Genomic DNA, 23380 nt, shown 5'->3' on the forward strand with positions numbered 1-23380 from the left:
GCGCCATTTGTGTCGTCTGCCGGTACCTGGCGCGTCTTGGTGACGAGTACCAGCCGGGCAACTTCGTCCCGAATCGGAGACGACTCCAGCAGCTCAAGTGCCAGGGTTGACCCGAAAGCCCCGTTGAGGTCGCAAAATGACGTCATGACAACCGAAGTCACCGATGCTGTGGATGTGGCCGCCTACTTCGACCGAATCGGCTATCGCGGCGGCGCGGAACCGACCGTCGAGACCGTGCGTGCGCTGGTGGCTGTGCACAACCGATCCATCCCGTTCGAGAACCTCGACCCGCTGATGGGCATCCCCGTCGCCGACCTCAGCGTCGCCGCGCTGACCGACAAGCTCGTGCACCGCCGCCGCGGTGGCTACTGCTACGAGCACAACGGGCTGATGGGATATGTGCTCGAGCAGTTGGGCTTCGGTGTCGAACGGCTTGCCGGTCGCGTGGTGTGGCTGAACCCCGACGGTCCGCTTCCCGCGCAAACGCATCAGGTGCTGTCGGTGACCGTGCCCGACGTCGATGGCCCGCTTCTGGTCGACGTCGGATTCGGTGGGCAGACCTTGACGTCACCCATCCGCCTGGAGGCGGGTCCGGTGCAGGAGACTCGCCACGAGCCGTACCGCCTCAGAGAGCGTGGGGAGTTCCTCCAACTGGAAGCCGAGGTCCGCGGCGAGTGGCAACCGCTGTACATCTTCACCACGCGGCCGCAACCGCGAATCGATCTCGAGGTCGGAAGTTGGTATGTGTCGACGCATCCCGACTCGTTCTTCGTTACCGGTTTGACGGCAGCTCTGGTGACCGATGAGGCGCGATATAACATGCGTGGCCGAAATCTAGCCATCCACTGCGCGGGCGAAACCGAGAAGATCCGCTTCGACACCGCCGCCGAGGTGCTCGACGCGCTGACCGAGCGCTTTGGCATCAACCTGGCCGACCTCGGTAACCATGCCGACCTCGAGGCGCGTGTTAACGGGGTGCTGGATAGCTGACCACCACGTCCCACGGGTCGTGGGCGGCCAGCGCGAGCCGGCCCAGTCGCCGCGCATAGTGCCCGGTCGAGCCGAATTCGTCGACCCAACTTCGGGCCCGCATGGTGGCCAACCACAGTCGGTGCTCAGAGGTCACCCCGATTGCCCCGTGCAACTGGTGCGCGATAGTCGTGACCGGTTCGACAGCACGCCCGACTGCCACCTTCGCCACCGTCACCGCGTAGTCGGTTGCCGGATAATCGAACCCGTAATCCGCTGCTGCCGCAACCGCTAAAGCCGTTGCGGCGCGGGCGCGTTCGATCTCGCCGGCCATCGCGGCCAACGAATGCTGCACCGCCTGGAACTTGTTGAGTTGACGGCCGAACTGTTCGCGCTGCCCGGTGTGCGCCACCGACATCTCACACGCCGCGTCGAGGGCGCCCATGATCTGACTGCAGCGCGCCCACGCTCCGCGACGGGTCAGCTCATCGGCGATACCCATATCGACGGTGCGCGTCTCGCTGAGCGCCACGTCGAATGTCAACGACCCGCGCGGCTCACCCGCAATGTTGTGGCCGTGCACCGCGGCCGCATCGCCGACCAGTCCGACATGCAGGGCCTCGGCTGTGCGTGCCGCCAGCACGACCGTGCTTGCAGGCCATGGCACCTCGCGGGCAGTGCCTGTGAGCCGGCCATCGACCGAGGTGGCGTCGGCGATCGCCACAGTCAAGGGGCCCGTCGATGGCAGCGGCAAACCCGCCTTGTTCGCAAGCCACGCGGCCAGCAGATCGGTCTCCGCAACTGGGACCGCCGCCGCATGTCTTGCCAAGCCGGACAACACGATTGCGGCCTCCGCAGGCCCTCCATCCCCGCTGCTGGTCAGCCGGGCGAGCCCGGTTTCATCGAGGTTGCGCCACAGTTCGTCGCCCGTCGATCGGCTGCAGAGATCCTCGACCAGTTGCGCCAGTTCGTTCATCGTTTTGTGCTCTTCGCGCAAGCGCTCATCGCGCGCCCATACTTTTTGCGACGACGCCCCGCAACACTTCGTTCGTCCCGCCTCGCAGCGTGAACAAGGGCGAGTGCACCCGCGCGGTGGCGAGCAGGGCGCGCAACGGCTCGGGCTCCTCGACGTAGTCCAACAGGTCGGCGACCAACTCGACCGAATCCTGCTCAAAGCGTGTGCCGAGATCCTTCACCAATGCCGCCCGGCTGGCCGCGTCGCGGCCGTCGGCCAGCGTGCGCGCCACCGAGATCGACAGCTGGCGCAGCGAAATCATCCGGGCTACAAGGTCTCCGACGTCGGCCGCGACTCCGTCGTCGACGTCGCCCAAAGCGCGGATTGCGCTGAAGATCAGTGTGGCCGTCGACAAGATCCGCTCGGGACCGCTCCGCTCGAAACCCAATTCGGCGGTGACCTGATGCCAACCATCGCCGATCTGCCCCAGCACGTCCTCATCGGGGATAAACACGTCGGTGAAGATGACCTCGTTGAAGTGGTGTTCGCCGTTCATCAACACGATCGGCTCGATCATGATGCCCGGACTCGACGTCGCCACGATGAACTGAGAAAACCCTGCATGCCGGTGCTCTGGGTCCAGCGGGCTCGTTCGGGCCAGGACCACGATCTGATGCGCGACGTGCGCGCCGCTCGTCCAGACTTTTGTCCCGTTGAGGACCCAGCCGCCGTCGGTGCGGGTGGCCCGCGCCTGCGCGGCAGCCAAGTCGGAGCCGGCCCCGTGCTCACTCATTCCGATCGCCGAGTAGAGCTGGCCCGCGGCGATCCGAGGCAGCAGCCGGTTTCGCTGTTCTTCGCTGCCGTACGACCGCAATGCGGGTGCTACCTGCCGGTCGGCGATCCAATGCGCGGCGACGGGCGCGCCGTGCGCCAACAGCTCCTCGGTGACGACGTAGCGGTGCAGATAACCCAGCCCGCGGCCGCCGTACTCGGTGGGGATCGTCAGGCCTACGAACCCGGCGCCAGCCAGCCGGGCGGAGAAGTCGGGGTCCCACTTGGCCAGCCAACAGTCGACGGCAGGCTCCCAGCCGAACTCGGCGCGGTCGGCGGCAAGGAACTCGCGGATCGACGTCCGAAGCTGGCCCAGCTCGGCGTCGTTGGCGCACAGCGCATCGAATTCGCTCACTGGGCAACAGAGTCTAGTGAGGCGACGAACCAGACTTGTCGGTGCCGTTGCGTAGCGTCGCCGACATGGCCACCGTCTACTTCACGGCATCCAGCCTCGACGGCTACGTCGTTGACGAAGCCGACAGTCTGGACTGGCTGACATCACGCACGGTCGACGCCGACGGGCCGTTTGGGTATGAGGCGTTCATCAAAACCATTGGCGCACTGGTGATGGGCTCTGCGACATACGAATGGATTGTGAACAATCACCCGGGCGACTGGATGTATGAGCTGCCGTCCTGGGTGTTGACGCATCGCCCGCAGATCATCGCCGAAGGACATCCGGTGCAGACGTTCGACGGCGACGTAGCGGAGGTGCATCCGAAGTTGGTGTCGGTAGCGGCGGGTAAGGACGTCTGGGTGGTCGGCGGCGGTGAGACGGCCGCACAGTTCGCGACGGCCGGCTTGATCGACGAAATGATCGTCTCGTATGCGCCGTGCTCGTTGGGCGCCGGCTCACGATTGCTGCCGATCAGATCCGAATGGGCGCTCGTCGAGTCCGCCGTCAACGGCGACTTCGTCTGCGCCCGGTGGCGCAAGGCCTAACGGTGCTCGGGCACACCGTAGACACGGACGAATTCCCGTGACTTGATCAGGAATTCGAGCTGCTCGGCCACCTCGCGCAACGGGTCGACGCTGCGGGTGGAGCGGCACAGCACCACCGCGCCTTCCAGAGAAGCGATGCACATGATGGCCAACGATGCGGCGCAAGGTTCGTCGAAGCCGTCGCTGACAAACGCTCGAGTGAGCGCGTCGCGCCAGCGGGCGAAGATGCTGCCCGCGACAGTGGTCAGCTGAGGTTCGTCCTCAGCGGAGCCGATCGCCGCGGCCACCACAGGGCAACCGGCGGTGAAATCGCTCTCGGCGAGCAGGTCTTCCCAGAACGTGACAAACCGACGGACCAAATACATGCCGCCTTTTGCGGCGGCGGCGTCGATGACGTCGGTGACGAGGCCGCTGGCGTACTGCAACGCCTCGGTCAGGATCTGATTGCGGCCCTCGGGGAAGTGGTAGTACACCGAACCGCGCGGCGCGCCGCTACGGGTGAGCACTTCGTCGATCGTGACACCGGCGGCTCCGCGCTCACGCAGCACCTCCGCGGCGCTGACCAACATCTTGATTCGCGTCGAACCGCGTTTGGTCCTGGTCTTGGTCGGGGTGGACAGAACTAACCTCCGGCGGTGATCAGGCGGCGTGCGGGTCCCGCAGTGGTGCGGACCGCCAGCTGAAGTTGCGCGGGCTGAACGGGAAGACCGATCGCCGATGTCCATGCACCTCGCGCGTGAACCTGCGGCCGGCGAAGTTGACCTCAACGATCCACATCGGGTGCCTCCCTGTCTATGGTAAAGAGCATAGAACCGGCAACACACACGCGCAATCAATGTATTCCCCGTCACACATGCAGCACGTTTAACAGCAGGTGAACGGGCAGCCTTAGCCGGCATCAGTGATCTGGCCGATCCACACGATTATGGTAATTACCATAATTGAGAGTTCCCAGCTCAGCGCTAATTTGGAGCCGTAGGCTGGCGGCGAAACCGAGGAAAGCGGGGCCGCGATGGCCGGGCGCTGGCATCTGCGCAGGTCACTTCTGGTCGCCGTCTGCGCTGCCGGCTTTTTCGCTGCTCCCAGCGCCGGTGCCGCACCGCTGGACCAGAACGGTTACAACGGCGCGCCCACGCCGGTCTCCGGCGGCCCGGTACCGACGATGAATGGCGTGCCGTGCGTCGCAGGACATCTCGGCACCTGTACCGGCTTCGCGCAGAACCAGCCGAGGCCCAACCGGCCGCGTGCGACGGTCGGTCACAGTCCGACCGTGAGTCCGTGACGAAAGGCAAGGCATGGGCCACTACAGGAGCAATGTCCGCGATCTGGAGTTCAACCTGTTCGAGGTGTTGCACCTGGAGAAGGCGCTCGCCACCGGAGGGTTCGGCGATCTCGACGGTGAGTCGGTGCGGGAGATGCTCGACGAGGCGGCGCGACTTGCCGAAGGCCCGGTGGCGGAATCGTTCGCCGACGCCGACCGCAATCCCCCGACGTTCGACCCCGAGACGCACACGGTGCACCTGCCGGAGTCGTTCAAGAAGTCAGTGCGCGCGTGGCAGCAGGGCGAGTGGTTCCGCGTCGGCCTGGCTGACGACGTCGGCGGTGTGCCCGCCCCGGCCATCCTGGAGTGGGCGATCAACGAGTTCGTGCTCGGCGCACAGCCCCCGGTGTTCATGATCCTGTCAGGACCCAAGTCCTCGGACATCCTCTACGTCGTCGGCAATGAGCAGCAACGGCATTGGGCGACAATGGGAGTGGAACGCAACTGGGGCGCAACGATGGTGTTGACCGAGCCCGACGCCGGTTCGGACGTCGGCGCGGGCCGCACCAAGGCGATCCAACAGGCCGACGGCACTTGGCATCTCGATGGCGTCAAGCGCTTCATCACAAACGGCGACTCTGACGACCTGTTCGAGAACATCATCCATCTCGTGCTCGCGCGACCCGAGGGCGCCGGGCCAGGCACCAAGGGTCTCAGCCTGTTTGTGGTGCCGAAGTTTCTGTTCGATCCCGAGACAGGCCAACCCGGTGAGCGCAACGGCGTGTACGTCACCAACCTCGAGCACAAGATGGGGCTGAAGGCCTCGCCGACGTGTGAGCTCACCTTCGGGCAACACGGTCGCCCCGCCGTCGGCTGGCTGGTCGGTGACAGCCACAACGGGATCGCGCAGATGTTCAAGGTGATCGAGTATGCGCGAATGATGGTCGGCACCAAGGCGATTGCGACGCTGTCCACCGGCTATTTGAATGCACTCGACTATGCGAGGACGCGCGTCCAGGGCGCCGACCTGACCCGGATGACGGATAAGTCGGCGCCGCGCGTCACCATCGTCCATCACCCCGACGTGCGGCGCGCCCTGCTGACGCAGAAGGCGTATGCCGAGGGTTTGCGCGCCCTGTATCTCTACACGGCCGCCCATCAAGACGTCGTCGTCGCCGACATCGTGTCCGGCGCTGACGCCGAAATGGCTGAGCGGGTCAACGATCTGCTGTTGCCGATCGTGAAGGGTGTCGGCTCCGAGCGTGCGTATCAGTGCCTGACTGAATCACTGCAGACGCTCGGCGGTTCCGGTTTTCTTCAGGACTATCCGATCGAGCAGTACATCCGCGACGCCAAGATCGATTCGCTCTACGAAGGCACCACTGCGATTCAGGCGCAGGACTTCTTCTTCCGCAAGATCGCCCGCGACCAGGGCCGGGCGCTGCAACACGTGAGCGCGCAGATCCAGGAGTTCCTCGGCAGGGACGCCGCGCGGCCCGAGTTGGCCGATGCGCGAACGCTTCTCGCTACCGCGCTGGCCGATATGCAGGCGATGGCTGCGGCAATGACCGGCTACCTGCTGTCCTCGCAGGAGAACGCGCGCGAGTTGTATCGCCTCGGGTTGGAGTCGGTTCGGTTCCTGCTCGCAGTCGGCGATCTGTTGATCGGCTGGCTGCTGCTGCACCAGGCCGAGATCGCACTCAACGCCCTAGACAGCGAAATCTCCGATCGTGACCGCGCGTTCTATACCGGAAAGGCAGCCGTGGCAAAGTTTTTCGCGAAAAACGTGTTGCCACGGCTGACCGCCGAACGCAAGATCGTCGAGGCCGTCGACCTCGCCTTGATGGATCTGCGCGAAGAGTCCTTCTAGCCGGCCCTCTCTACCGCGGCCAGCGCCGCCGCCACAGTGAAGAATTTGTTCTCGCCCAGTTGCCGGACCGTCTTGATGCCGAACGCCTCCGCTAGCAACTCAGCGTCCTTGTCCGTCACTCCCGCTAGGGCGGCGGGCGACGCGTCGAGAATCTCCTTGAGCGCCTTGTCTTCATATGCCTTGTCGAGCGACTTGGCCAGATCAACGGATACCGCCATGGTGACCCTCCTCATTTGGTGAACGGGAGGGCCACCGTAGCCAACGGACCTTAGGCCCACCAGGTGGGCGCGTGAAGATCAGACCTCTGGCGTGTAACCGAACGGCAGCAGGATGCTCTTGGCTTCGCAGTACTGCTCGATACCTTCGGGTCCGTTCTCTCGGCCAAGGCCCGAGTTCTTGTAGCCACCGAACGGTGCGCCGGGATCGAACGCGTACATGTTCACCGCGTAGGTGCCGGTGCGGATCTTCTTGGCGATCTCGACGGCCTTACCGAAGTCGGTGGTGAACACGCTGCCCGCCAGGCCGTACACCGAGTCATTGGCGATGCGGATCGCGTCCGCTTCGGTGTCGAAGGGGATGATCGCCAGCACAGGGCCGAAGATCTCCTCCTGCGCGATGGTCATCGAGTTGTCGACGTCGGCGAACACCGTCGGCTGCACGAACCAGCCGCCGTCAAGGCCCTCGGGCCTGCCGCCGCCGGTCACGATGCGCGCGCCTTCGTCGACGCCCTTCTTGATGTAGCCCTCGACGCGCTCACGCTGCTTCTCCGAAATCAGTGGGCCGATCATCGATGCGGGATCGTCGGGCAGGCCGACGGGCATCGCGGCCACCGCGGCGGACACCTTCTCGACCACCTCGTCGTACCGCGACCGCGGCGCGAGGATACGGGTCTGGCCAACGCACGCCTGACCGCAGTTCATCAGGCCCGAGAACACCAGCATCGGCAGCGTGGAGTCCAGGTCGGCGTCTTCGAGGATGATGGCCGCGGACTTGCCGCCGAGTTCGAGCGTGCATGGCTTGAGTTTCTCGGCCGCCAGCTTGCCGATCTCCTTGCCCACCGCGGAGCTGCCGGTGAAGGTGAACTTGTCCAGCTCCGGGTTGGACGTCAGCGCGCGGCCGGTCTCCACCCCGCCGGGCACCACCGAGAGCACCCCTTCGGGCAGACCGGCTTCGGCGAACGCCTCGGCCAAAGCGTTGGTGGACAACGGCGTTTCGGCAGCGGGCTTGAGCACGACGGTGCAGCCGGCCAGCAGCGCCGGGCCGAGCTTGTTGACGGCCAGGAACAGCGGAACGTTCCACGCGACGACCGCGCCGACCACGCCGACGGGCTCCTTCGTGACGAGCGTCTGGCCGTAGATGCCGTCGCGGATCTCGTTCCACGTGTACTTGTCGGCCGCACCCGCGTAGTACTGCAGCGTCGAGACCGAAGCGCCGTACTGCATCATGTCGACGATCGTCGGAGGTTGGCCGGTTTCCAGCTTGAGCAGATGCTTGAACAGATCAGCACGATCTTCCAGCAGCTTGAGCGCGCGGCCGATCACCGCGGCGCGCTCGGCGGGCGGAGTCTGGGGCCACGGGCCCTCGTCGAACGCCTTGCGCGCTGCCGCGCAGGCGGCGTTGACGTCGGCCTCCGCCGCCAGCGGCACCTGCCCGACCTTCTGCCCCGTCGCAGGCGAGAACACCTCGATAACGTCGGCGGTCGACGGTTCGACCCACTTGCCACCGATGAACAACTTGTCGTACTCGGTCTTGTAGGCCGTATCCACAGTCTGTGTCATGAGCGTCACATTACCGATAGATCAGGAAAACGAGAACCTGTTCCAGTCAGGCTTTCAGGACGGCTGCAGGACCAGCACCAGATTGCTCACCGCGAATTCCCTCAGGCCCGGCACCCGCGCCAGCCACCACGCCCATCGCGGGTGGTAGCGGGGAAATGCGGCGACCAGCGCGCCGGTGCTGGCCGCCCACTCGAGGCCGTCGGATACCGACACCGGGAACAACGACGATCCGTAGTCGTTTTTTGGTCGGTGCCCGTGCTTGCGGGTATAGCGTTCGGCGGCGCGAGCGCCGCCGAGGTAGTGCGACAGGCCCATCTCATGGCCGCCGAACGGGCCGAGCCACACCGTGTACGACAGCACGACCAGGCCACCGGGCCGGGTGACCCGCAGCATCTCGCGGCCTAACCGCCACGGCTGCGGCACGTGCTCGGCGACGTTGGACGACAGGCAGACGTCCACGCTGGCGTCGGCGAACGGCAACGCCATGCCGGATGCCCGCACGTAGGTGGTCTGGCGATCCACAGCCGCGGGACCGGCGTGCATCTCGGTGGGGTCAGGTTCGACGCCGATGTAGTGCAGACCGGCAGCCTGAAAGGCATTCGCGAAAAAACCTGGCCCGCCGCCCACGTCGAGCACGGTTCGCCCAGCGGGCGTCGTGCGGTGGATTCCCCGCCACAGGTCGGTGACCATCGCGGCCGTGTCCGTGGCCAGCGCGCCGTAGAACCGCGCCGGCTCGGGGTGCTCGTAGCGGAACAGGCCGAGCAGCCGCAGCGACCGCCTGAGCGTCGCCTGCGAGGCGAACTGATCTGTGGCGCCCACGGACCGACCCTAGCCAGCGGTTAGTCTGGTCACCGATGTCTGCCCGACCCGTGCGTTCCGTGCTGCTGCTGTGCTGGCGCGACACCGGACACCCGCAAGGCGGCGGCAGCGAGGCCTACCTCGAACGCATCGGCGCCCAACTGGCTGAATCCGGCGTGCGGGTCACCCTGCGCACCGCCCGCTATCCAGGGGCGCGGCGACGTGAGTTCAAGGACGGCGTGCAGATCAGCCGCGCCGGAGGGCCGTACTCCGTCTACATCTGGGCCGGGCTGGCGATGGTGCTCGCGCGCATCGGGCTGGGCTCGCTCCGCAATGCGCGCCCGGACGTCGTGATCGACACCCAGAACGGCCTGCCCTTCATGGCCAGGTGGGCGTTCGGTCGCCGGGTAGCGGTGTTGGTGCACCACTGCCATCGCGAACAGTGGCCGGTGGCGGGACCGGTGATGAGCAAGATCGGCTGGTTCGTCGAGTCGAAACTGTCGCCACGGGTGCACCGCCGCAACCAGTACGTCACGGTGTCGCTGCCGTCGGCGCGTGACCTGACGGGCCTTGGCGTGCAGCCCGGACGAATCGCGGTGGTGCGCAACGGGCTCGACGAGGCGCCTGCGCAGACGCTGACGGTGCCGCGGTCGGCCACACCGCGAGTCGTTGTGCTGTCAAGGTTGGTGCCGCACAAGCAGATTGAGGACGCGCTCGAGGCGGTCGCCGCGCTGCACCCCCGGATCCCCAACCTGCACCTGGACATCCTCGGCGGCGGCTGGTGGCAGCAGCGGTTGGTCGATCACGCCGCCCTGCTGGGCATCTCCGATGCGGTGACGTTCCACGGCCACGTCGATGACGACACCAAACATCATGTGCTGCAACAGTCTTGGGTTCAGGTATTGCCGTCACGTAAAGAAGGCTGGGGGCTGGCGGTCACCGAGGCGGGCCAGCATTCCGTGCCGACGATCGGGTACCGGTCCTCGGGTGGCCTGACGGATTCGATCGTCGACGGGGTGACGGGGTTGCTTGTCGACGACCACGATGAGCTGGTCGACCAGCTTGACCGCCTGCTGACCGACGGGGTGCTTCGTGAACAACTCGGGGCCAAGGCCCAGGCCCGCAGTGGCGAATTCTCTTGGCAGCAAAGCGCCGACGCGATGCGCACGGTGCTGGACTCCGTAAACGCGGGCCGCGTCATCAGTGGCGTGCTCTAGCCCGCAGCGCCAACCCCAATGCCAGCACACCGCTCAGCATGAGCGTGCCGAGCCACACCCAATGCACAGCCAGCATGACCGCCCGGCCCGATGCGGCCGGATGGTCGCCGCCCACCCGGTACACCGTGAGGTCGTCGTCGTGATAGACGACCGGTAAGGACAGCGCGGGAGCGGACCAGCCTGTCTTCCAAATGTTTTCGACGACGACCCAGCCCACACCTGCGGCCGCGAGCTCCTCACGGGAGGCACCCGTCAAAAGCAACTCTTGAACCGCGCGGGCTCGGCCACCCTCGCCGGGCACTGTGCGGCCGCCGATTGTCAGGTCACCCGTCGTGAGCACATCCGCACGGACCCATCGGGGCAGCGGATCGAGCACGGGTGCGTCACCGGCCCACGCGAACCGTCGCATGCTGTCGACCGGCAACACCGCGACTGGGCGCGGGTCGGCGTTGATCAGAGCCGAAGCCTTGGCCCATCCCGGCGGGTAGTGCACTGCGGACATCTGTCCGGCGACGCCCCACGCGAGATCGGGCAGCGTTGCAAGAAGTGCCGCACAACAGATCAGCGCGCTCGCCCCAGCCGGAATCCGGTGCCGCATCGTGACGACTGCGGCCGCACCGGCCAGCGAATACGCGGGCACGGCCAGCGCGACCCACTTCTGTGCATCACGTACCACGCCAAGTCCCGGCAGCGTCCTGATCGCCGCCTCGGCAAGAGCCAGTCCCGGTCCGGTGGCCATCACCGCAGGCACCACCACCGCGACTGCCGCGAGGATCAGCAGCGGTACGGCCGTACAGCGGCGCACCACCGTTGGCAGTCCCGCCGCGACGACAATCAGAAGCACCACGGCCCCGGCGATCGCGAAACCCGTTGTGCGCGAGGCAGGTACAGCGTCAGCGTTCCACATCCCGCCCAGGCTGGCCAGGCTGCCCAGCGTGCCGAGGCCGGGTTCGGCGCGCGCCGCGAACGCGCGAACACCTTCAGCCTGTGTCGACGACAACGAATCGGCCATCACCGCCGCGGTCAGCCAGGGCAGCGCCACCAACACCGAGGTGCCGAGCGCCACCGCAGCACACCACCACCGCGGCCGGCCGGATCCATGGACGAACACGCACGTCAACGCGACCGCCGCGGCCAGCATGAGCCCCGTCGGGGTCAGCCCCGCGACGCCGATCCAGAAGACCAGCGCACACACCTCGAACCACGCTGCGACATTCGACGTCCGCAACCGCAGCATCGTCGCCGCCACCCATGGCAGACAGCCGTAGCCGACCAGCAGACTCCAGTGCCCCTGCAGAAGTCGTTCCGCGACATACGGATTCCAGATCGCGACGGTGACCGCGACCAGTTGACCGGAGGTGCCCGCCTCGGGCACGACGGCCGCCGCCAATCGGGCCGCGCCCCAACCCGCCAGGAACAACCCCGTCACCAACAGCGCCTTGACCAGAAGGCCGCCGTCGACGAGCGCGCTGGCCAGCCCGATCACAAAGTCCTGTGGCAAGGCGCGAGGCGCGGCCTCCGACAACCCCAGAGCCGCATCGGACAGATACGGGCGCGGCGTCGAGACCGCGTCGCGCAGCAACAGATAACCCGGCGACAGCAGTGGCGCCGTCACCAGCAGAGCGAGCGCCAGCGCGTAGCCGGGCGCGATGAACGACCGCGCCAGGGTTGGCGTGGGGAGTCGCGCGATCAGACGGGTCTGTCCGGCGGAAGGTCGGTTGGTCTAGACGCAGGCAGCTTTTCGGTCTGCGCCTCCGCCCCTGGCACCCGTTCGCCTTCGGCGCCGCGTGGCCCGAAAAAGCGGTGATCGGCTTCGTCCAGTCCCGGATCGATCAACGCCGACTCGGCGCGCAGGCTGAACGAGCCAAGCAATGCGCCGCCGATCAACGCGACCAGACCAACAGCGGTGAACGTGATCGGCAGGATGCGACCCCACAGCGCGAGCCTGTCCCGCTCGTCATGCGCGCTGGCCACCTGCGACTCGACCGTGCCCTCGGTGGACGTCACGGTGTAGTCGACGAACGTCACCTCCGGCTTGAGAGGCTCGCGCGCATAGAAGTGGTAGCCGTGGTCCTTCGTCTTCACGATGGTGCCCGACACCGGGTCCACCCAAAAGGTCCGCTGCGCCGCGTAGTAACGCGTCATCGTGATCGGTTCGTCCGGGTTGCCGGGCAGCCCCCACAGCGACGCCCGCGCGGTGACCTGGGCGTCGGCGTCGTCGTCGTAGAGCGACGCGTACTTGATGGGCTCGACCAGCTTGCCGTCGGCGTCGTAGCCGACGTTCTGGCTGAACTTGTAGGTGGTCAGCCCGTTGACGTCTTCCTCACCGTCGTAGTTGGCGTCGTAAGCCTTCTGCGCGATCGGGTCGAAGACGGGATAGGTCTGCTTTTGGGTTCCGAACGGGAATCGGTAGGTGAGCCCGTCGTGTGGCAGGGCGATGTTGGTCGGCGGCTGGGTGGCGTCGATGGCCCGCGGCTTCTGCACCGCGCCACCCGGATTGCTTTCGCTGGAGACCGCTTCGGCTGTCTTGCGGTTGACCGTGACGGTGTCCACCAGCGCGAGCAACAGTCCGGCGTCACCCTGCTTGTCGGTGCGGCGTACCGAATCGCCCACCTGCAGCGTGACGGCCTCGGCGTTCGACGGCGCTTCTACGCTGATCTGTTGCTGCTGGGCGATCGGGACATTCTTGTTGATCACGAACTTGTCGGAGTTCAGTGACTCCGGGTCAAATGCCGTGCCTGTGCCATCGGCATTGAGTGTGGTGTCCAGATCGAGCGGGATCTTCGCGATCTTGCCCTTGGTGTAGGTGGTCAGCAACAGCGCGGCGATCAGAAGGGCGGCCCCGAGCCCCATGATTCCGCACGCTGCCAGACGCAGCGCCACTGCGCGGTTCAAACCGTGCCTCCTTCACCGTCTGCCTGCAGACGCTCCACCACCGTCCCGACCTGGGAGGGCGGCAAACCCGTTCGACCCTAACAGCACAAACTAAAGTCGATCCTTACTACGAAGGCATCCGCCGATGGCCGCTTGACTACCCGTTTTCCGGCCGATCGACCAGCACGGCACACTGGTCGTCGTGGCCCAATCCTCTTCTGTTGGCGGGACGCGCTCCTTCCTGCCTGCCCTCGAGGGGATGCGCGCCTGCGCCGCTGTCGGCGTCGTCGTGACGCACGTCGCATTTCAGACTGCGCATACCGGGGGCATCTCGGGTCGGCTGTTCGGCCGGTTCGACCTGGCCGTCGCGGTGTTCTTCGCGCTGTCGGGCTTCCTGCTGTGGCGCGGCCACGCCGCCGCAGCGCGCGGCCTGCGGTCACGCCCGCCGACCGGGCACTACCTGCGATCCCGCATCGTCCGGATCATGCCCGGCTACCTGGTTGCGGTCGTGGTGATTTTGACGCTGCTGCCCGACGCGCATGCCGACCTGACGGTGTGGCTGGCGAACCTGTCGCTGACCCAGGTCTACGTGCCGCTCACGCTGACACCAGGGCTGACCCAGATGTGGAGCCTTTCCGTCGAGGTCGCGTTCTACCTGGCGCTGCCGTTGCTCGCATTAATGGCGCGACCACTGCCGGTGCGCGCCCGAATACCTCTGATCACGGCGGTGGGGGTGGCCAGTCTCGGGTGGGCGCTGCTCCCGATCCCCGCGCCGTTCGGCGTTAATCCGCTGAACTGGCCGCCCGCGTTTTTCTCGTGGTTCGCCGCGGGAATGTTGTTGGCCGAGTTGACCGTTTCCGAGGTCGGCCGGTTCCATCGACTGGCACGGCGCCGGTTGCTGATGGCGGGTATCGCGGGAGTCGCGTTCCTCGTCGGCGCCTCGCCATTGGCAGGCCCCGAGGGGCTGACGCCAGGCACCGTCAGCCAATTCATCGTGAAGATCGCGACGGGGGCGGTCGTCGCGGGGGCGCTGGTCGCCCCGCTGGTGCTGGACCGCCCCGACACTCCGCACCGGTTGCTGGGCAGCACGACGATGGTCACCTTGGGCCGCTGGTCATACGGGCTGTTCATTTGGCACCTGGCCGCGCTGGCCATGGTGTTCCCGCTGATCGGCGAGTTCATGTTCAACGGGCACATGCCGGTGGTGTTGGTGCTGACTGTGGTGTTCGGGTTTGCGATCGCGGCGGTCAGTTACGCGCTGGTCGAGTCACCATGCCGAGTCGCATTGCGGCGCTGGGAGTTTCGCAAAGAGCGTCCGGTGCCGCCGCTGGACAGCGCCGTCAGGAACGTGCCTGAGCCCGCCGCGCAATGATTTCGTCGCGCACCGCCGAGCGGCGGGCCTTGCCCGCATCGTCGCGCAACGGCGTCTCGCTGAACTCCACAGTGCGGGGCACCTTGTAGGACGCGATGCGCTCGGACAGGAACGCGATGACGTCTGCCTCGTCGAGCCCGTCGGCCTGCACAATGACATACGGCACCTGGCCAAGGTCATCGTCCGGAACGCCAACAGCCAAGCACGACAACACATTCGGGTGGGCTGACAATGCTGATTCGATTTCGGCGGGGTAGACGTTGCGGCCGCCGACGGTGAACATGTCCACGCGCCGGTCATTGAGATACAGGAAGCGGTCCTGATCGAAGTAGCCCAGATCGCCGAGCGAGTCCCATCCGTCGCGGCTCTTGGCCTTGGCGCCGACGTAACGGTACGTCGGCGCGCTACCCGGCGCCGGCCGCATGTAAATCTCACCAACCACGCCGAGCGGGCACTCATTACCGTCGTCGTCGAGCACCTTCATCTCACCCGCAACGACAACCCCGACCGAGCCGCGATGCTCGAGCCATTGCGTGCCGCTGATGAACGTCAAGGCCTGAAGTTCGGTGCCCCCGTACAACTCCCACACTGCTTCCGGCCCGAGTATCTCGATCCACGCTTCCTTGACCGCGGGCGGACACGCCGCGCCGACGTGCCACAGCCGCCGAACCGATGACAGGTCGTAGGCGTCCGGGTTGGCGCGATACACGGGAAGCAGCCGCTGCATGATCGTCGGCACCACCACCATGAAGCTGACCCGGTGTTCGCCAATCAGCCGCAGAAACTCGGCGGGGTCGAAGCGCGGCATCATCACCAGATGGTGACGCATCAACAAGCCGATCGTCGCGGTGGTCATGCCGGTGTTGTGACTCAACGGCACCGCGATCAGTTGAATGTCGCCTTCGGCGGCACCCATTCCGTAGCCGGCCAGCGCGCCGGGAAACCGGCTGTCGCCGCCCGCCTCGATCAGCTTGGGCCGACCGGTGCTGCCGCCCGAGCCGAGCGCCTTCCAGCTCGGCGACACCACCTCCGGTAACGGCGCGTCGGACAAGCCGGCGTCACCGGTGAAATCGCCTGGCACACTGGGGATCACCCCGCGCGGGTCGTCGCGGCCCACCAGCAGCGCACGTGGCTTGAGCTCGAGCAGACCCTCGAGTTCGGCGTCGGGCAGCCGCGCCGACAACGGCTGGGGCACCGCGCCGAGCTTCCACACGGCCAGCGCGGCCTGGATCCATTCGATCGAGTTCGGCAGCACGATGGTCACGTAGTCACCCTGGTGCACACCAAGTTCCGCGTAGGCGCGCGCCAGCCGGTTGGTGGACTTGTCGAGTTCTGCCCGGGTCAGCGTGCGCCCCTCGCAGGTGACGGCGGCCTCGTCCGGGGACAGCCCGGCCAGCCGTGAGAACTCCGCACCGATCGACGGGATGGGTGCGGTCATCAGTAGCCGCCCTGGTTCTCGAAGATCTTGCGTGGGTTATCCACCAGCATCGTCGTCAGCTGTTCGTCGGTGACACCACGCTCCTTGAGCGCGGGGATGACGTCGTGGTGGATGTGTAGGTAGTGCCAGTTCGGCAAGGCCGGCAAAATTACTTCTGGTACCCAGTCCATGAAGCAGGCCGCGTCGTGGGAGAGCACCATTTTGTCGGCGTGGCCGCGTTCGCACAACCGGGCAACGGTGTTCACCCGGTCCTCGAAGGGCAGGAAGATATCGACGCCGAATCGGTCCATGCCGATGTAGGAACCGTTGCCGATGAGCTCCTCGAGGTAGTCCAAATCGGTGGTGTCCCCACAGTGGCCGATCACCACCCGGGTCAGATCGACGCCTTCCTCGGCGAAGATGCGCTGCTGCTCGAGCCCGCGGCGGCTGGCCGCATGCGTGTGGGTGGAGATCGGAGCGCCCGTGTGCCGGTGCGCCTTGGCAACCGCGCGCAGCACCCGCTCGACGCCGGGCGTGACGCCGGGTTCGTCGGTCGCGCACTTGAGAATTGCGGCCTTGACTCCGGTATCGGCGATGCCGTGGTCGATGTCGCGGATGAACATCTCGACCATCGGCTCTTCGCCGTCCAGCGGGCTGCCCGGCCCGGTGAGGCGGAAGTACATCGGTACGTCGTTGTAGGTGTAGATGCCGGTGGCCACGACTATGTTGACGTCGGTGGCCGCCGCGATTCGGGCTATCCGTGGGATGTAGCGCCCCATCCCAATCACCGTGAGGTCGACGATGCTGTCGACGCCGACCGACTTCAGCTCGTTCAGCCGCGTGATCGCGTCGGCTTCGCGTTTGGCCTCATCACCCCAGACTTCGGGATAGTTGTGGGTGATGTCGGGCGACAGGATGAACACGTGCTCGTGCATCAGCGTTACGCCTAGGTCGGCTGTGTCGATTGCTCCCCGAGCGGTGTTGAGGTTGGGCACTGGACCGATGCTAGGTGGGTCGCGATTTCGTCGCGGCGCTATCGTGGCGAATGGAGGTGCCAGATGCCGAGAGCCGCCCAGTTGATGGTCAAGTGCCTGGAAAACGAGGGCGTCTCAATCGTCTTCGGTCTGCCAGGAGAAGAGAACATCCGCTTCATCCAGGCGCTGGCCGCGTCGCCGATTCGCTATGTGCTTACCCGCCATGAGCAGGGGGCGGCCTTTATGGCCGAGATGTACGGCCGCGTCACCGGGCGCGCCGCCGTGGTGTCGGCGACACTGGGTCCCGGTGCCATCAACATGCAGTTGGGTGTCGCCGACGCGACGACCAACAGCACCCCGCTGGTCGCGATATCCGCTCAAGTCGGCCAGGACCGTGAGTACAAGGAGTCGCACCAGTACGTCGACCTCGTGTCGATGTTCGCTCCGATCACCCGCTGGTCCGACGGCGTCCCGACGTCTCGGGCGATACCCGAGATGATCCGCAAGGCGTTCAAGGTTGCCGAAACAGAACGACCCGCCGCTGTCTATCTGGCAGTGCCCGAGCACATCGATGCCGACGAAACGGACTATGACCTGCAGCCGTTGCCGCGCAACGTGGTTCGCGCCGAGGCGCCGTCGCCCGGGCAGGTGCAGCGCGCTGTCGAGGTGCTGCGCAACGCAAAGCGGCCGGTCGTGTTGGCCGGTCACGGCGCCGCACGGGGAGACGCGACAGCAGCGCTGGTGCGGTTCGCCGAGGACCTCGGCGTGCCGGTCGCCAACACCTTCCATGGCAAGGGCGTGATGCCCGACGACCATCCCAACAGCATCGGCACCATCGGCTTCATGCGGCGTGACTACGTCAACTTCGGCTTCGACAACTCGGACGCGATCATCGCCGTCGGTTACGAACTTCAGGAATTCGACCCGGCGAAAATCAACCCTGATGCCGACAAGAAGGTGATTCACATCCACCGCTTTCCGGCCGAGGTCGACATGCACTATCCCGTCGACGTCGGGATCATCGGCGATATCAGCGCCTCAGTCGATGCGCTGCGTGACGCGCTGAGTGGGTGCCATTTCGACGACGCCGGCGCGGCTCCCGGACGCGACCTGTTGGACGACGAATTGAAACGTGGGCAACAAGATTCGCGGTTTCCACTCGCTCCGCAGCGAATCGTCGCTGATACCAGGGCCGCGTTGGGACGCGACGATGTGGTCCTGGTCGACACCGGCGCTTCGAAGATGTGGATGGCGCGGCTGTACCCGACCTATGAGCGCAATACGTGCCTGATTTCGAACGGCCTGTCCACGATGGCTTTTGCGCTACCTGGCGCAATCGGCGTAAAACTGGCCAAGCCCGATGTCAAAGTGCTGGCCGTAGTCGGCGATGGCGCGTTCCTGATGAACTCGCAGGAGATCGAAACCGCAGTGCGTGAAAAAATCCCGCTGGTGGTTCTCATCTGGGAGGACGGCGGCTACGGCCTGATCGAATGGAAGATGGATCTGGAGCTGGGCGAGCATCACTACATCAAGTTCTCCAATCCCGATATTGTCACCTACGCAGAAAGCTTTGGCGCAAAAGGGTATCGAATCACCGAGGCCGATCAGTTGCTGCCCACCCTGAAGAAAGCGTTGGCTGACGACGGGGTTTCGTTGATCGCGTGCCCGGTCGACTATTCGGAGAACCTGCGCCTTACCGACACCCTCGGCCAGTTGGACGAGTCGCTGTAATCGGCGGAGGCCCCGCCTTTCGCGCGTCGCGCAATCGGCACTGCCGACGCCGCCAGCATCGCCACCGACGCCAGCGCCAGTAGCTGAACACCCCAGGAGTGGCCGACGTAGCCCTCGACCGACCGCCACGGATTCTGGCTCAACACCGCGCCTGCGGCGATCAGCCCGCCTGCCGTGATACCGATAGTGACTGCCTCGCAAAGCTTTTCGCGTCTGCGCAGCAGGTAACGTATGCCGAGTGCCGCGGCGGCAACGACAGCGCCCACGAACCCGGAAATCACCGCTGCGGCAGCCACCGCCGCGAGGCTTGTCGTCACCCGGCCCGGCCGCCACGGCTGTGCTGCCGGGTCCGCGGGCCGGGGACGCCGGACCGGCAGGAAGGCCAGCAGCGCAAGAAGCGGCAGCAGCGCCAGCCCGCCGATCAGTCCCGCGCGATACGGCGTGTTCGATGCGAAGGACAGTGTGATCGGTCCGGCGGTGCCCGGTGGCAGCACCCAGCCCTGCTGCCACCCGTTGACTGTGATCGGCCTCAGTGCGGACCCGTCGGCGGTGCGCGCGGTCCAGCCCGGATTGATGCTTTCGGGCACCACCAGCACCCGCGAGGTCTGCGCGGGTGCGACCGTCAACTCGCGGTGGTCTGCGGCCCAACGACCCACCGTGGCGGGAGCTGTTGCAGCCGTGGGTAATTGGTTTTCTTGCGGGACTGTTAGTTGCACGCCGTCGACCACGAACGCCGCACCGGGGCTGATCAACAGTTCCTGCTGACCGGCGGGCAGCGTGATCGGCTCGGACCGGCACGGCTTGGCCGCGACGGGTTCGCCGTCGAGCAGCGCACTGACGGTGGTGGCGATGGAGGTCTGGATGAACTGTCCGGCCACCCCGATGATCGGCCCCTCGCCGCATGGCAGGTCGACGGTCCTGGCGCGGTTGCGCGCAGCGTCGGCGGCCGCGATTGGCGCACCCTTGGCGTCGAGCGCAGCGACCTCGGCCAGACCAGGCGGCTTGAGCTGATCGAAGCCAAGAGCGGTGCGGTCGATCACGTCGTTCCAACTCAGCAGCGACACCCTGACGGTGTCGGTGACGACCGGGCGCAGGCTCACCGTCTGCGTCCCACCGTCAGCTGCCAATCGGCGCACCTCGGGTCCGGCCCCGAGGTCGATCGCGATCATCGTCGGATGTGCGGGCAGCACAGAGGAACTCGGCGTGATCCGCAATCCGGCGACCTGCGTACGGGCGGGCAACTTCAACGTCAGCGTCGGCGGCGTCCTGTACTGCACGACGCTCTGCGGCGCGGTCCACGCGGTACCGGGGTCGCCGTCCGCGGCGGCGTAGGCCGAACCGAGCACATCGATCGGGTCTGCGCCGCCAAGCGCCCGCGCCGTGCCGGGCTGACTGATCAAGTCGGCCAGATTCGGGCCTTGGCGGGCACGCACCCACACCGTCGGCACTACCTCTGTCGGTGAAGGGACGGTCAGCGTCCGGCTCATGTTCACCGGCTCCTCCGGCGACAGTGCCATCGACGCTGCGCACCGGGTGCCGTCGGGAGCTCGCGCACAACCCTGTCGGCCGAGCAGCTCCGATCCCAGATCCCACTGTGTGACAGCCGAATTCGGAGGCGGCGCAGGGACGACGACGGTGTGACGCAGGTTGACGGGGTGAGCGAAGCCCTTCGCGTCGTACTGTGTGACGGAAAAATCGGTGATGCCGAACTGCACCCCTGCCGACCCGTCGTCGGTGGCGACCGCGGTGATCCGCACCCACGGCGTCTCGCCGTACGGCAGCGCGATCGTCAGCGGCTTGCCGGCCTGGTCGAAGCGCAACGTGCTGGTGCCGTTGACGGTCGACACCTCGATGCGGCGGACCTGAGCGCCGACCGCGGTGGCGCTCGGGGTGATGGTGAGTGTGGCGTTGGTGACGGGATGATCGAAGTCGACCTGCAGCCATTGGCCGACGGCTGCCTGCAGCGCATTCGACACCCAACTCGTCGACGGATCGACGTCGATGGCGGCGGCGGGCCCGGTCGCAGGCGAAACGTAGGGCAGCGCTGTCGAATCCGCGGCCGAGCTGGACACCGTGATACGGCCGCCGTTCCACTGTCCGTAGACCGTGTCTGCGCCGTTGGTCGGATAGTCGGGCACACGGTTGAACGTGTGCCGCTGATCGTCGGGGGTCCTGATGGCCGACGAATGATCGTCGACGCGGCCGTAGTCAGTCTCGCGCGCCAACGGCGTATCGGTCACGGTGACTTGGGGTGCCGCGAGACCCGCGCGGTGCGCGTCGCCGGTCAGCAGCATCGGTCCGAGCGGCGGCTGACCCAGCAGCCTGCGGCGCTCGTCGAGGCGCAGCAGCGCCTCGGGACCACCGTCGACGCGAGCCATCGCATCGGTGTCGACGAGGTAGGGATGCATGCCGGGTGAGGCGTCGACGCGGTAGATCTGGACCGCGGGGAACCGCGGCCGCAGCCCACTGTCGGTGACGAAGCCGGCAAGCGTGCCAGGACCGACGGGTTCGCCGAACTGCGCCACCTGCGTCAGACCCGGAGATCCTTCGATCGCCCGGTGCACCAGAAGCGGTCGCGCCGACCGCGACGCCTCGGGATCCAGATCGTTACGCACCACGACATACAAAATGCCTTGGCGGGCAAGGGTGTCCGCGAGACCTGCCGACGGCCGGCCAGCCGCGAACAGCCGCTGCACCGAGTCGAGCGCGCGGATGGTCTCCGGCGGGGTCAGCGGAATCGAGTCGCGCACCCCCCACGGGCTCCCGCCGAGCACCTGCAGCGGTTCGTCGTGGCTGTTGCCCCACACCTGGGTGGCGAACGGGGCGCCGGGCGCCACCAGCACCCGCCCGCCGTCGGTGTTGTGTTCGTCGAGCCAGTCGGCGGTGTCGTGCCAGTACTGCGGGATCGCGTCGAAGGACCCTGGCGGTGTGAGCCTGCCTGTCCAGGCCAGCGATGTGGCTGCGGCCAACGCCGCCAGCACCACGATGCCGACCGCCACCCGTTTGTCGCGTTCCGGATGCGCGAACGCATGGAGCCACTCGCGTCGAGGTGCGCTGCCGGGCAACGGGATTCGGCCCATCAGATGCGCCAGCCCGAGCGCGAGCGGCAGCCTAAGCAGCGGCTCCAGCTTGTGCATGTTGCGCAGCGGCGTCCCGCCCGCGTCAAGGAACGCCTGAACATGGTGCGCGACAGGCGATCCCAGCCCACCCGAATAGCCAACGGCGAGCAGAACCACACCGGTCAGCAGAATCACGATGAGCCGGCCGCGCGCTGGCATCGCACGCATCGCCAACCCGGCGAGGCCCGCGGCCGCCACCAGCGTCGTCGCCAACACCGCCACCGACCCCGTCACCAACGAGGCCCCCGCCGTCGCGGTCGGCGCGACGAACGGCGTCCACGCATCGGTGCCGCGCAGCATCTCGGTCAACGACATCCATTGCGTGGTGACGCCGGAGGACTCGATGAAGTCGAGGAACGGCGGGCTGACTCGGCCCAGCATGAACAGCGCGACCACCCACCACAGCACCGCCAGCACGATGCAGAGCGCCCACCACGCGGCAAAGCGAAACCACAGCCTGTTCGGCCGGTGGCAGACCAGCCAGATCGCCGCGGCCAGGCAGCCCGTCAGCGTCGCGACGGCGTTGACCGCACCCATCAACGCGATCGCCACTGCGGACCGGGCCGCCAGGACCCGGACCCGCGGGTCCCCTCGCAGAGCGACGATCACCGGCAGCAGCACCCACGGCGCCAGCATCATCGGCAGCGTTTCCGACGAGATCGCGCCGAGTGTGGTGAGCGCCCGCGGAGACAGAGCGAACGCAGCCGCTGCGATCACGCGCGACGTCGGCGAGCCGAGGCCCCGCCCGTCGTTTAAAGCCTCGGCGACGCGCAGCAGTCCCCAGAAGCCGACGGTGAGCAGCAGGGCCCACCACAGCCGCTGCGTCACCCAGCCCGGCAGGCCAAGCACGTCGCCGGCGAGGAAGAACGCACCGTGCGGAAACAGGTAGCCGTAGGCCTGGTTCTGCGCCTGTCCGAACGGCAGCTCGCTGTTCCACAGGTTGAAGGCGCGCGCCAGAAACCGCAGCGGATTCGCGGTGAGGTCGAGCTTGGTGTCGGGCGAGATCTTTCCGGGCGACTGGGCGAAGGTCAGGATGAGCGCCGCCGCCGCGGCCAACCACAGCCAGCGCCGCTGTAGCGGCGCTGTCACGTTATGTTCTGTCGCCGTACTCGACCCTGTTGAGCACCGAGGACGCCGGATCACCCGGCGCCACCGCAGGCTTGTTGTCCTGCTGCACCATCAACGTCACGCCGAAGACGGCGGCCGCTCCCAGCAGCAGGCCGACAACGATGCTGGCTGCGGCGGGAACGATGAACCGATCCATGCGGCCAA

General features: G+C 66.5%; 20 protein-coding genes. 7 read left to right on the forward strand and 13 right to left on the reverse strand.

What is annotated here, in order from left to right; all coding sequences use genetic code 11:
- Window positions 1-144 precede the first annotated feature (144 nt).
- Complete coding sequence (locus MYCSM_RS00820) at window positions 145-990, forward strand: arylamine N-acetyltransferase family protein (protein ID WP_015304218.1); 846 nt, start codon at window positions 145-147, stop codon at window positions 988-990.
- Here the strand turns inward: MYCSM_RS00820 and MYCSM_RS00825 are convergent.
- Both MYCSM_RS00825 and MYCSM_RS00830 read right to left on the reverse strand, forming a co-directional pair.
- Window positions 968-1945 (reverse strand): acyl-CoA dehydrogenase family protein, encoded by a 978-nt coding sequence (locus tag MYCSM_RS00825; protein WP_015304219.1) that lies wholly within the window; start codon window positions 1943-1945, stop codon window positions 968-970. The genes MYCSM_RS00820 and MYCSM_RS00825 overlap by 23 nt on opposite strands.
- A gap of 25 nt (window positions 1946-1970) precedes the next feature.
- Window positions 1971-3110 (reverse strand): acyl-CoA dehydrogenase family protein, encoded by a 1140-nt coding sequence (locus MYCSM_RS00830; protein WP_015304220.1) that lies wholly within the window; start codon window positions 3108-3110, stop codon window positions 1971-1973.
- A 65-nt stretch (window positions 3111-3175) separates the two neighbouring features.
- Between MYCSM_RS00830 and MYCSM_RS00835 the strand changes: the two genes are divergently transcribed.
- Entirely contained in the window at window positions 3176-3697 is a 522-nt protein-coding gene (locus MYCSM_RS00835; RefSeq protein WP_015304221.1) for a dihydrofolate reductase family protein, read from the forward strand.
- On the opposite strand, the gene MYCSM_RS00840 is transcribed toward MYCSM_RS00835, so the two are convergent.
- Window positions 3694-4266, reverse strand: a complete 573-nt coding sequence (locus tag MYCSM_RS00840) for a TetR/AcrR family transcriptional regulator (protein WP_041311119.1) — start codon at window positions 4264-4266, stop codon at window positions 3694-3696. The two genes, MYCSM_RS00835 and MYCSM_RS00840, sit on opposite strands and share 4 nt — an antisense overlap.
- 70 nt (window positions 4267-4336) lie before the next feature.
- A complete protein-coding gene (locus MYCSM_RS37670) occupies window positions 4337-4474 on the reverse strand; it encodes a hypothetical protein (protein ID WP_015304223.1) in 138 nt (45 codons plus the stop codon).
- A 235-nt stretch (window positions 4475-4709) separates the two neighbouring features.
- Between MYCSM_RS37670 and MYCSM_RS00845 the strand changes: the two genes are divergently transcribed.
- Together MYCSM_RS00845 and MYCSM_RS00850 are read left to right on the forward strand one after the other, a co-directional pair.
- Window positions 4710-4979, forward strand: coding sequence for a hypothetical protein (locus MYCSM_RS00845; RefSeq protein ID WP_015304224.1), 270 nt, complete (start codon window positions 4710-4712; stop codon window positions 4977-4979).
- A gap of 13 nt (window positions 4980-4992) precedes the next feature.
- Window positions 4993-6828, forward strand: a complete 1836-nt coding sequence (locus MYCSM_RS00850; protein ID WP_015304225.1) for an acyl-CoA dehydrogenase — start codon at window positions 4993-4995, stop codon at window positions 6826-6828.
- Here MYCSM_RS00850 and MYCSM_RS00855 read toward each other — a convergent pair.
- The 3 genes from MYCSM_RS00855 to MYCSM_RS00865 all read right to left on the reverse strand — a co-directional run bounded on the left by MYCSM_RS00855 (window position 6825) and on the right by MYCSM_RS00865 (window position 9425).
- A complete protein-coding gene (locus tag MYCSM_RS00855; RefSeq protein ID WP_015304226.1) occupies window positions 6825-7046 on the reverse strand; it encodes a hypothetical protein in 222 nt (73 codons plus the stop codon). The two genes, MYCSM_RS00850 and MYCSM_RS00855, sit on opposite strands and share 4 nt — an antisense overlap.
- Window positions 7047-7124: 78 nt before the next feature.
- Window positions 7125-8606 carry an aldehyde dehydrogenase gene (locus MYCSM_RS00860; protein WP_015304227.1) on the reverse strand — a complete coding sequence of 494 codons (1482 nt, stop codon included), beginning with the start codon at window positions 8604-8606 and terminating at the stop codon, window positions 7125-7127.
- 54 nt (window positions 8607-8660) lie between these two features.
- Window positions 8661-9425 (reverse strand): class I SAM-dependent methyltransferase, encoded by a 765-nt coding sequence (locus MYCSM_RS00865; protein ID WP_015304228.1) that lies wholly within the window; start codon window positions 9423-9425, stop codon window positions 8661-8663.
- A gap of 35 nt (window positions 9426-9460) precedes the next feature.
- Here MYCSM_RS00865 and MYCSM_RS00870 point away from each other — a divergent pair, with 35 nt between their 5' ends.
- Complete coding sequence (locus tag MYCSM_RS00870; protein WP_015304229.1) at window positions 9461-10621, forward strand: glycosyltransferase family 4 protein; 1161 nt, start codon at window positions 9461-9463, stop codon at window positions 10619-10621.
- Here the strand turns inward: MYCSM_RS00870 and MYCSM_RS00875 are convergent.
- Both MYCSM_RS00875 and MYCSM_RS00880 read right to left on the reverse strand, forming a co-directional pair.
- Window positions 10605-12272, reverse strand: coding sequence for a hypothetical protein (locus tag MYCSM_RS00875; RefSeq protein WP_015304230.1), 1668 nt, complete (start codon window positions 12270-12272; stop codon window positions 10605-10607). The two genes, MYCSM_RS00870 and MYCSM_RS00875, sit on opposite strands and share 17 nt — an antisense overlap.
- A gap of 38 nt (window positions 12273-12310) precedes the next feature.
- Window positions 12311-13516: a DUF3068 domain-containing protein gene (locus MYCSM_RS00880; protein ID WP_015304231.1), complete on the reverse strand. Its 1206-nt coding sequence runs from the start codon at window positions 13514-13516 to the stop codon at window positions 12311-12313.
- A 238-nt stretch (window positions 13517-13754) separates the two neighbouring features.
- Between MYCSM_RS00880 and MYCSM_RS00885 the strand changes: the two genes are divergently transcribed.
- On the forward strand, window positions 13755-14867 hold the full coding sequence (locus MYCSM_RS00885; protein WP_051073686.1) for an acyltransferase family protein: 1113 nt from the start codon (window positions 13755-13757) through the stop codon (window positions 14865-14867).
- Here MYCSM_RS00885 and MYCSM_RS00890 read toward each other — a convergent pair.
- The gene (locus MYCSM_RS00890) at window positions 14836-16305 is read right to left on the reverse strand and encodes an AMP-binding protein (RefSeq protein WP_015304233.1); all 1470 of its coding nucleotides are present in this window, start codon (window positions 16303-16305) and stop codon (window positions 14836-14838) included. The two genes, MYCSM_RS00885 and MYCSM_RS00890, sit on opposite strands and share 32 nt — an antisense overlap.
- Window positions 16305-17279, reverse strand: a complete 975-nt coding sequence (locus MYCSM_RS00895; protein ID WP_015304234.1) for a phosphotriesterase family protein — start codon at window positions 17277-17279, stop codon at window positions 16305-16307. Before MYCSM_RS00895 ends, MYCSM_RS00890 begins: the two co-directional genes overlap by 1 nt.
- 63 nt (window positions 17280-17342) lie before the next feature.
- On the opposite strand from MYCSM_RS00895, the gene MYCSM_RS00900 reads away from it, so the two are divergent.
- Complete coding sequence (locus MYCSM_RS00900; RefSeq protein WP_015304235.1) at window positions 17343-18989, forward strand: acetolactate synthase large subunit; 1647 nt, start codon at window positions 17343-17345, stop codon at window positions 18987-18989.
- Here MYCSM_RS00900 and MYCSM_RS00905 read toward each other — a convergent pair.
- Both MYCSM_RS00905 and MYCSM_RS00910 read right to left on the reverse strand, forming a co-directional pair.
- A complete protein-coding gene (locus tag MYCSM_RS00905; protein ID WP_015304236.1) occupies window positions 18932-23197 on the reverse strand; it encodes an alpha-(1->3)-arabinofuranosyltransferase in 4266 nt (1421 codons plus the stop codon). The two genes, MYCSM_RS00900 and MYCSM_RS00905, sit on opposite strands and share 58 nt — an antisense overlap.
- Before the next feature lies 1 nt (window position 23198).
- The gene (locus MYCSM_RS00910) at window positions 23199-23372 is read right to left on the reverse strand and encodes a DUF2613 domain-containing protein (RefSeq protein ID WP_015304237.1); all 174 of its coding nucleotides are present in this window, start codon (window positions 23370-23372) and stop codon (window positions 23199-23201) included.
- Between the last annotated feature and the right edge of the window lie 8 nt (window positions 23373-23380).

The organism is Mycobacterium sp. JS623, assembly GCF_000328565.1.
Taxonomy (GTDB): domain Bacteria; phylum Actinomycetota; class Actinomycetes; order Mycobacteriales; family Mycobacteriaceae; genus Mycobacterium.

Excerpts from the sequence above, each read along its gene's own strand:
- MYCSM_RS00855 (WP_015304226.1), bottom strand. The coding sequence starts at position 7,046 with ATGGCGGTATCCGTTGATCTGGCCAAGTCGCTCGACAAGGCATATGAA.
- MYCSM_RS00835 (WP_015304221.1), top strand. The coding sequence starts at position 3,176 with ATGGCCACCGTCTACTTCACGGCATCCAGCCTCGACGGCTACGTCGTT.
- MYCSM_RS00870 (WP_015304229.1), top strand. The coding sequence starts at position 9,461 with ATGTCTGCCCGACCCGTGCGTTCCGTGCTGCTGCTGTGCTGGCGCGAC.
- MYCSM_RS00900 (WP_015304235.1), top strand. The coding sequence starts at position 17,343 with ATGCCGAGAGCCGCCCAGTTGATGGTCAAGTGCCTGGAAAACGAGGGC.
- MYCSM_RS00860 (WP_015304227.1), bottom strand. The coding sequence starts at position 8,606 with ATGACACAGACTGTGGATACGGCCTACAAGACCGAGTACGACAAGTTG.
- MYCSM_RS00845 (WP_015304224.1), top strand. The coding sequence starts at position 4,710 with ATGGCCGGGCGCTGGCATCTGCGCAGGTCACTTCTGGTCGCCGTCTGC.
- MYCSM_RS00825 (WP_015304219.1), bottom strand. The coding sequence starts at position 1,945 with ATGAACGAACTGGCGCAACTGGTCGAGGATCTCTGCAGCCGATCGACG.
- MYCSM_RS00885 (WP_051073686.1), top strand. The coding sequence starts at position 13,755 with ATGCGCGCCTGCGCCGCTGTCGGCGTCGTCGTGACGCACGTCGCATTT.
- MYCSM_RS00850 (WP_015304225.1), top strand. The coding sequence starts at position 4,993 with ATGGGCCACTACAGGAGCAATGTCCGCGATCTGGAGTTCAACCTGTTC.
- MYCSM_RS00890 (WP_015304233.1), bottom strand. The coding sequence starts at position 16,305 with ATGACCGCACCCATCCCGTCGATCGGTGCGGAGTTCTCACGGCTGGCC.
- MYCSM_RS00840 (WP_041311119.1), bottom strand. The coding sequence starts at position 4,266 with ATGTTGGTCAGCGCCGCGGAGGTGCTGCGTGAGCGCGGAGCCGCCGGT.
- MYCSM_RS00820 (WP_015304218.1), top strand. The coding sequence starts at position 145 with ATGACAACCGAAGTCACCGATGCTGTGGATGTGGCCGCCTACTTCGAC.
- MYCSM_RS00910 (WP_015304237.1), bottom strand. The coding sequence starts at position 23,372 with ATGGATCGGTTCATCGTTCCCGCCGCAGCCAGCATCGTTGTCGGCCTG.
- MYCSM_RS37670 (WP_015304223.1), bottom strand. The coding sequence starts at position 4,474 with ATGTGGATCGTTGAGGTCAACTTCGCCGGCCGCAGGTTCACGCGCGAG.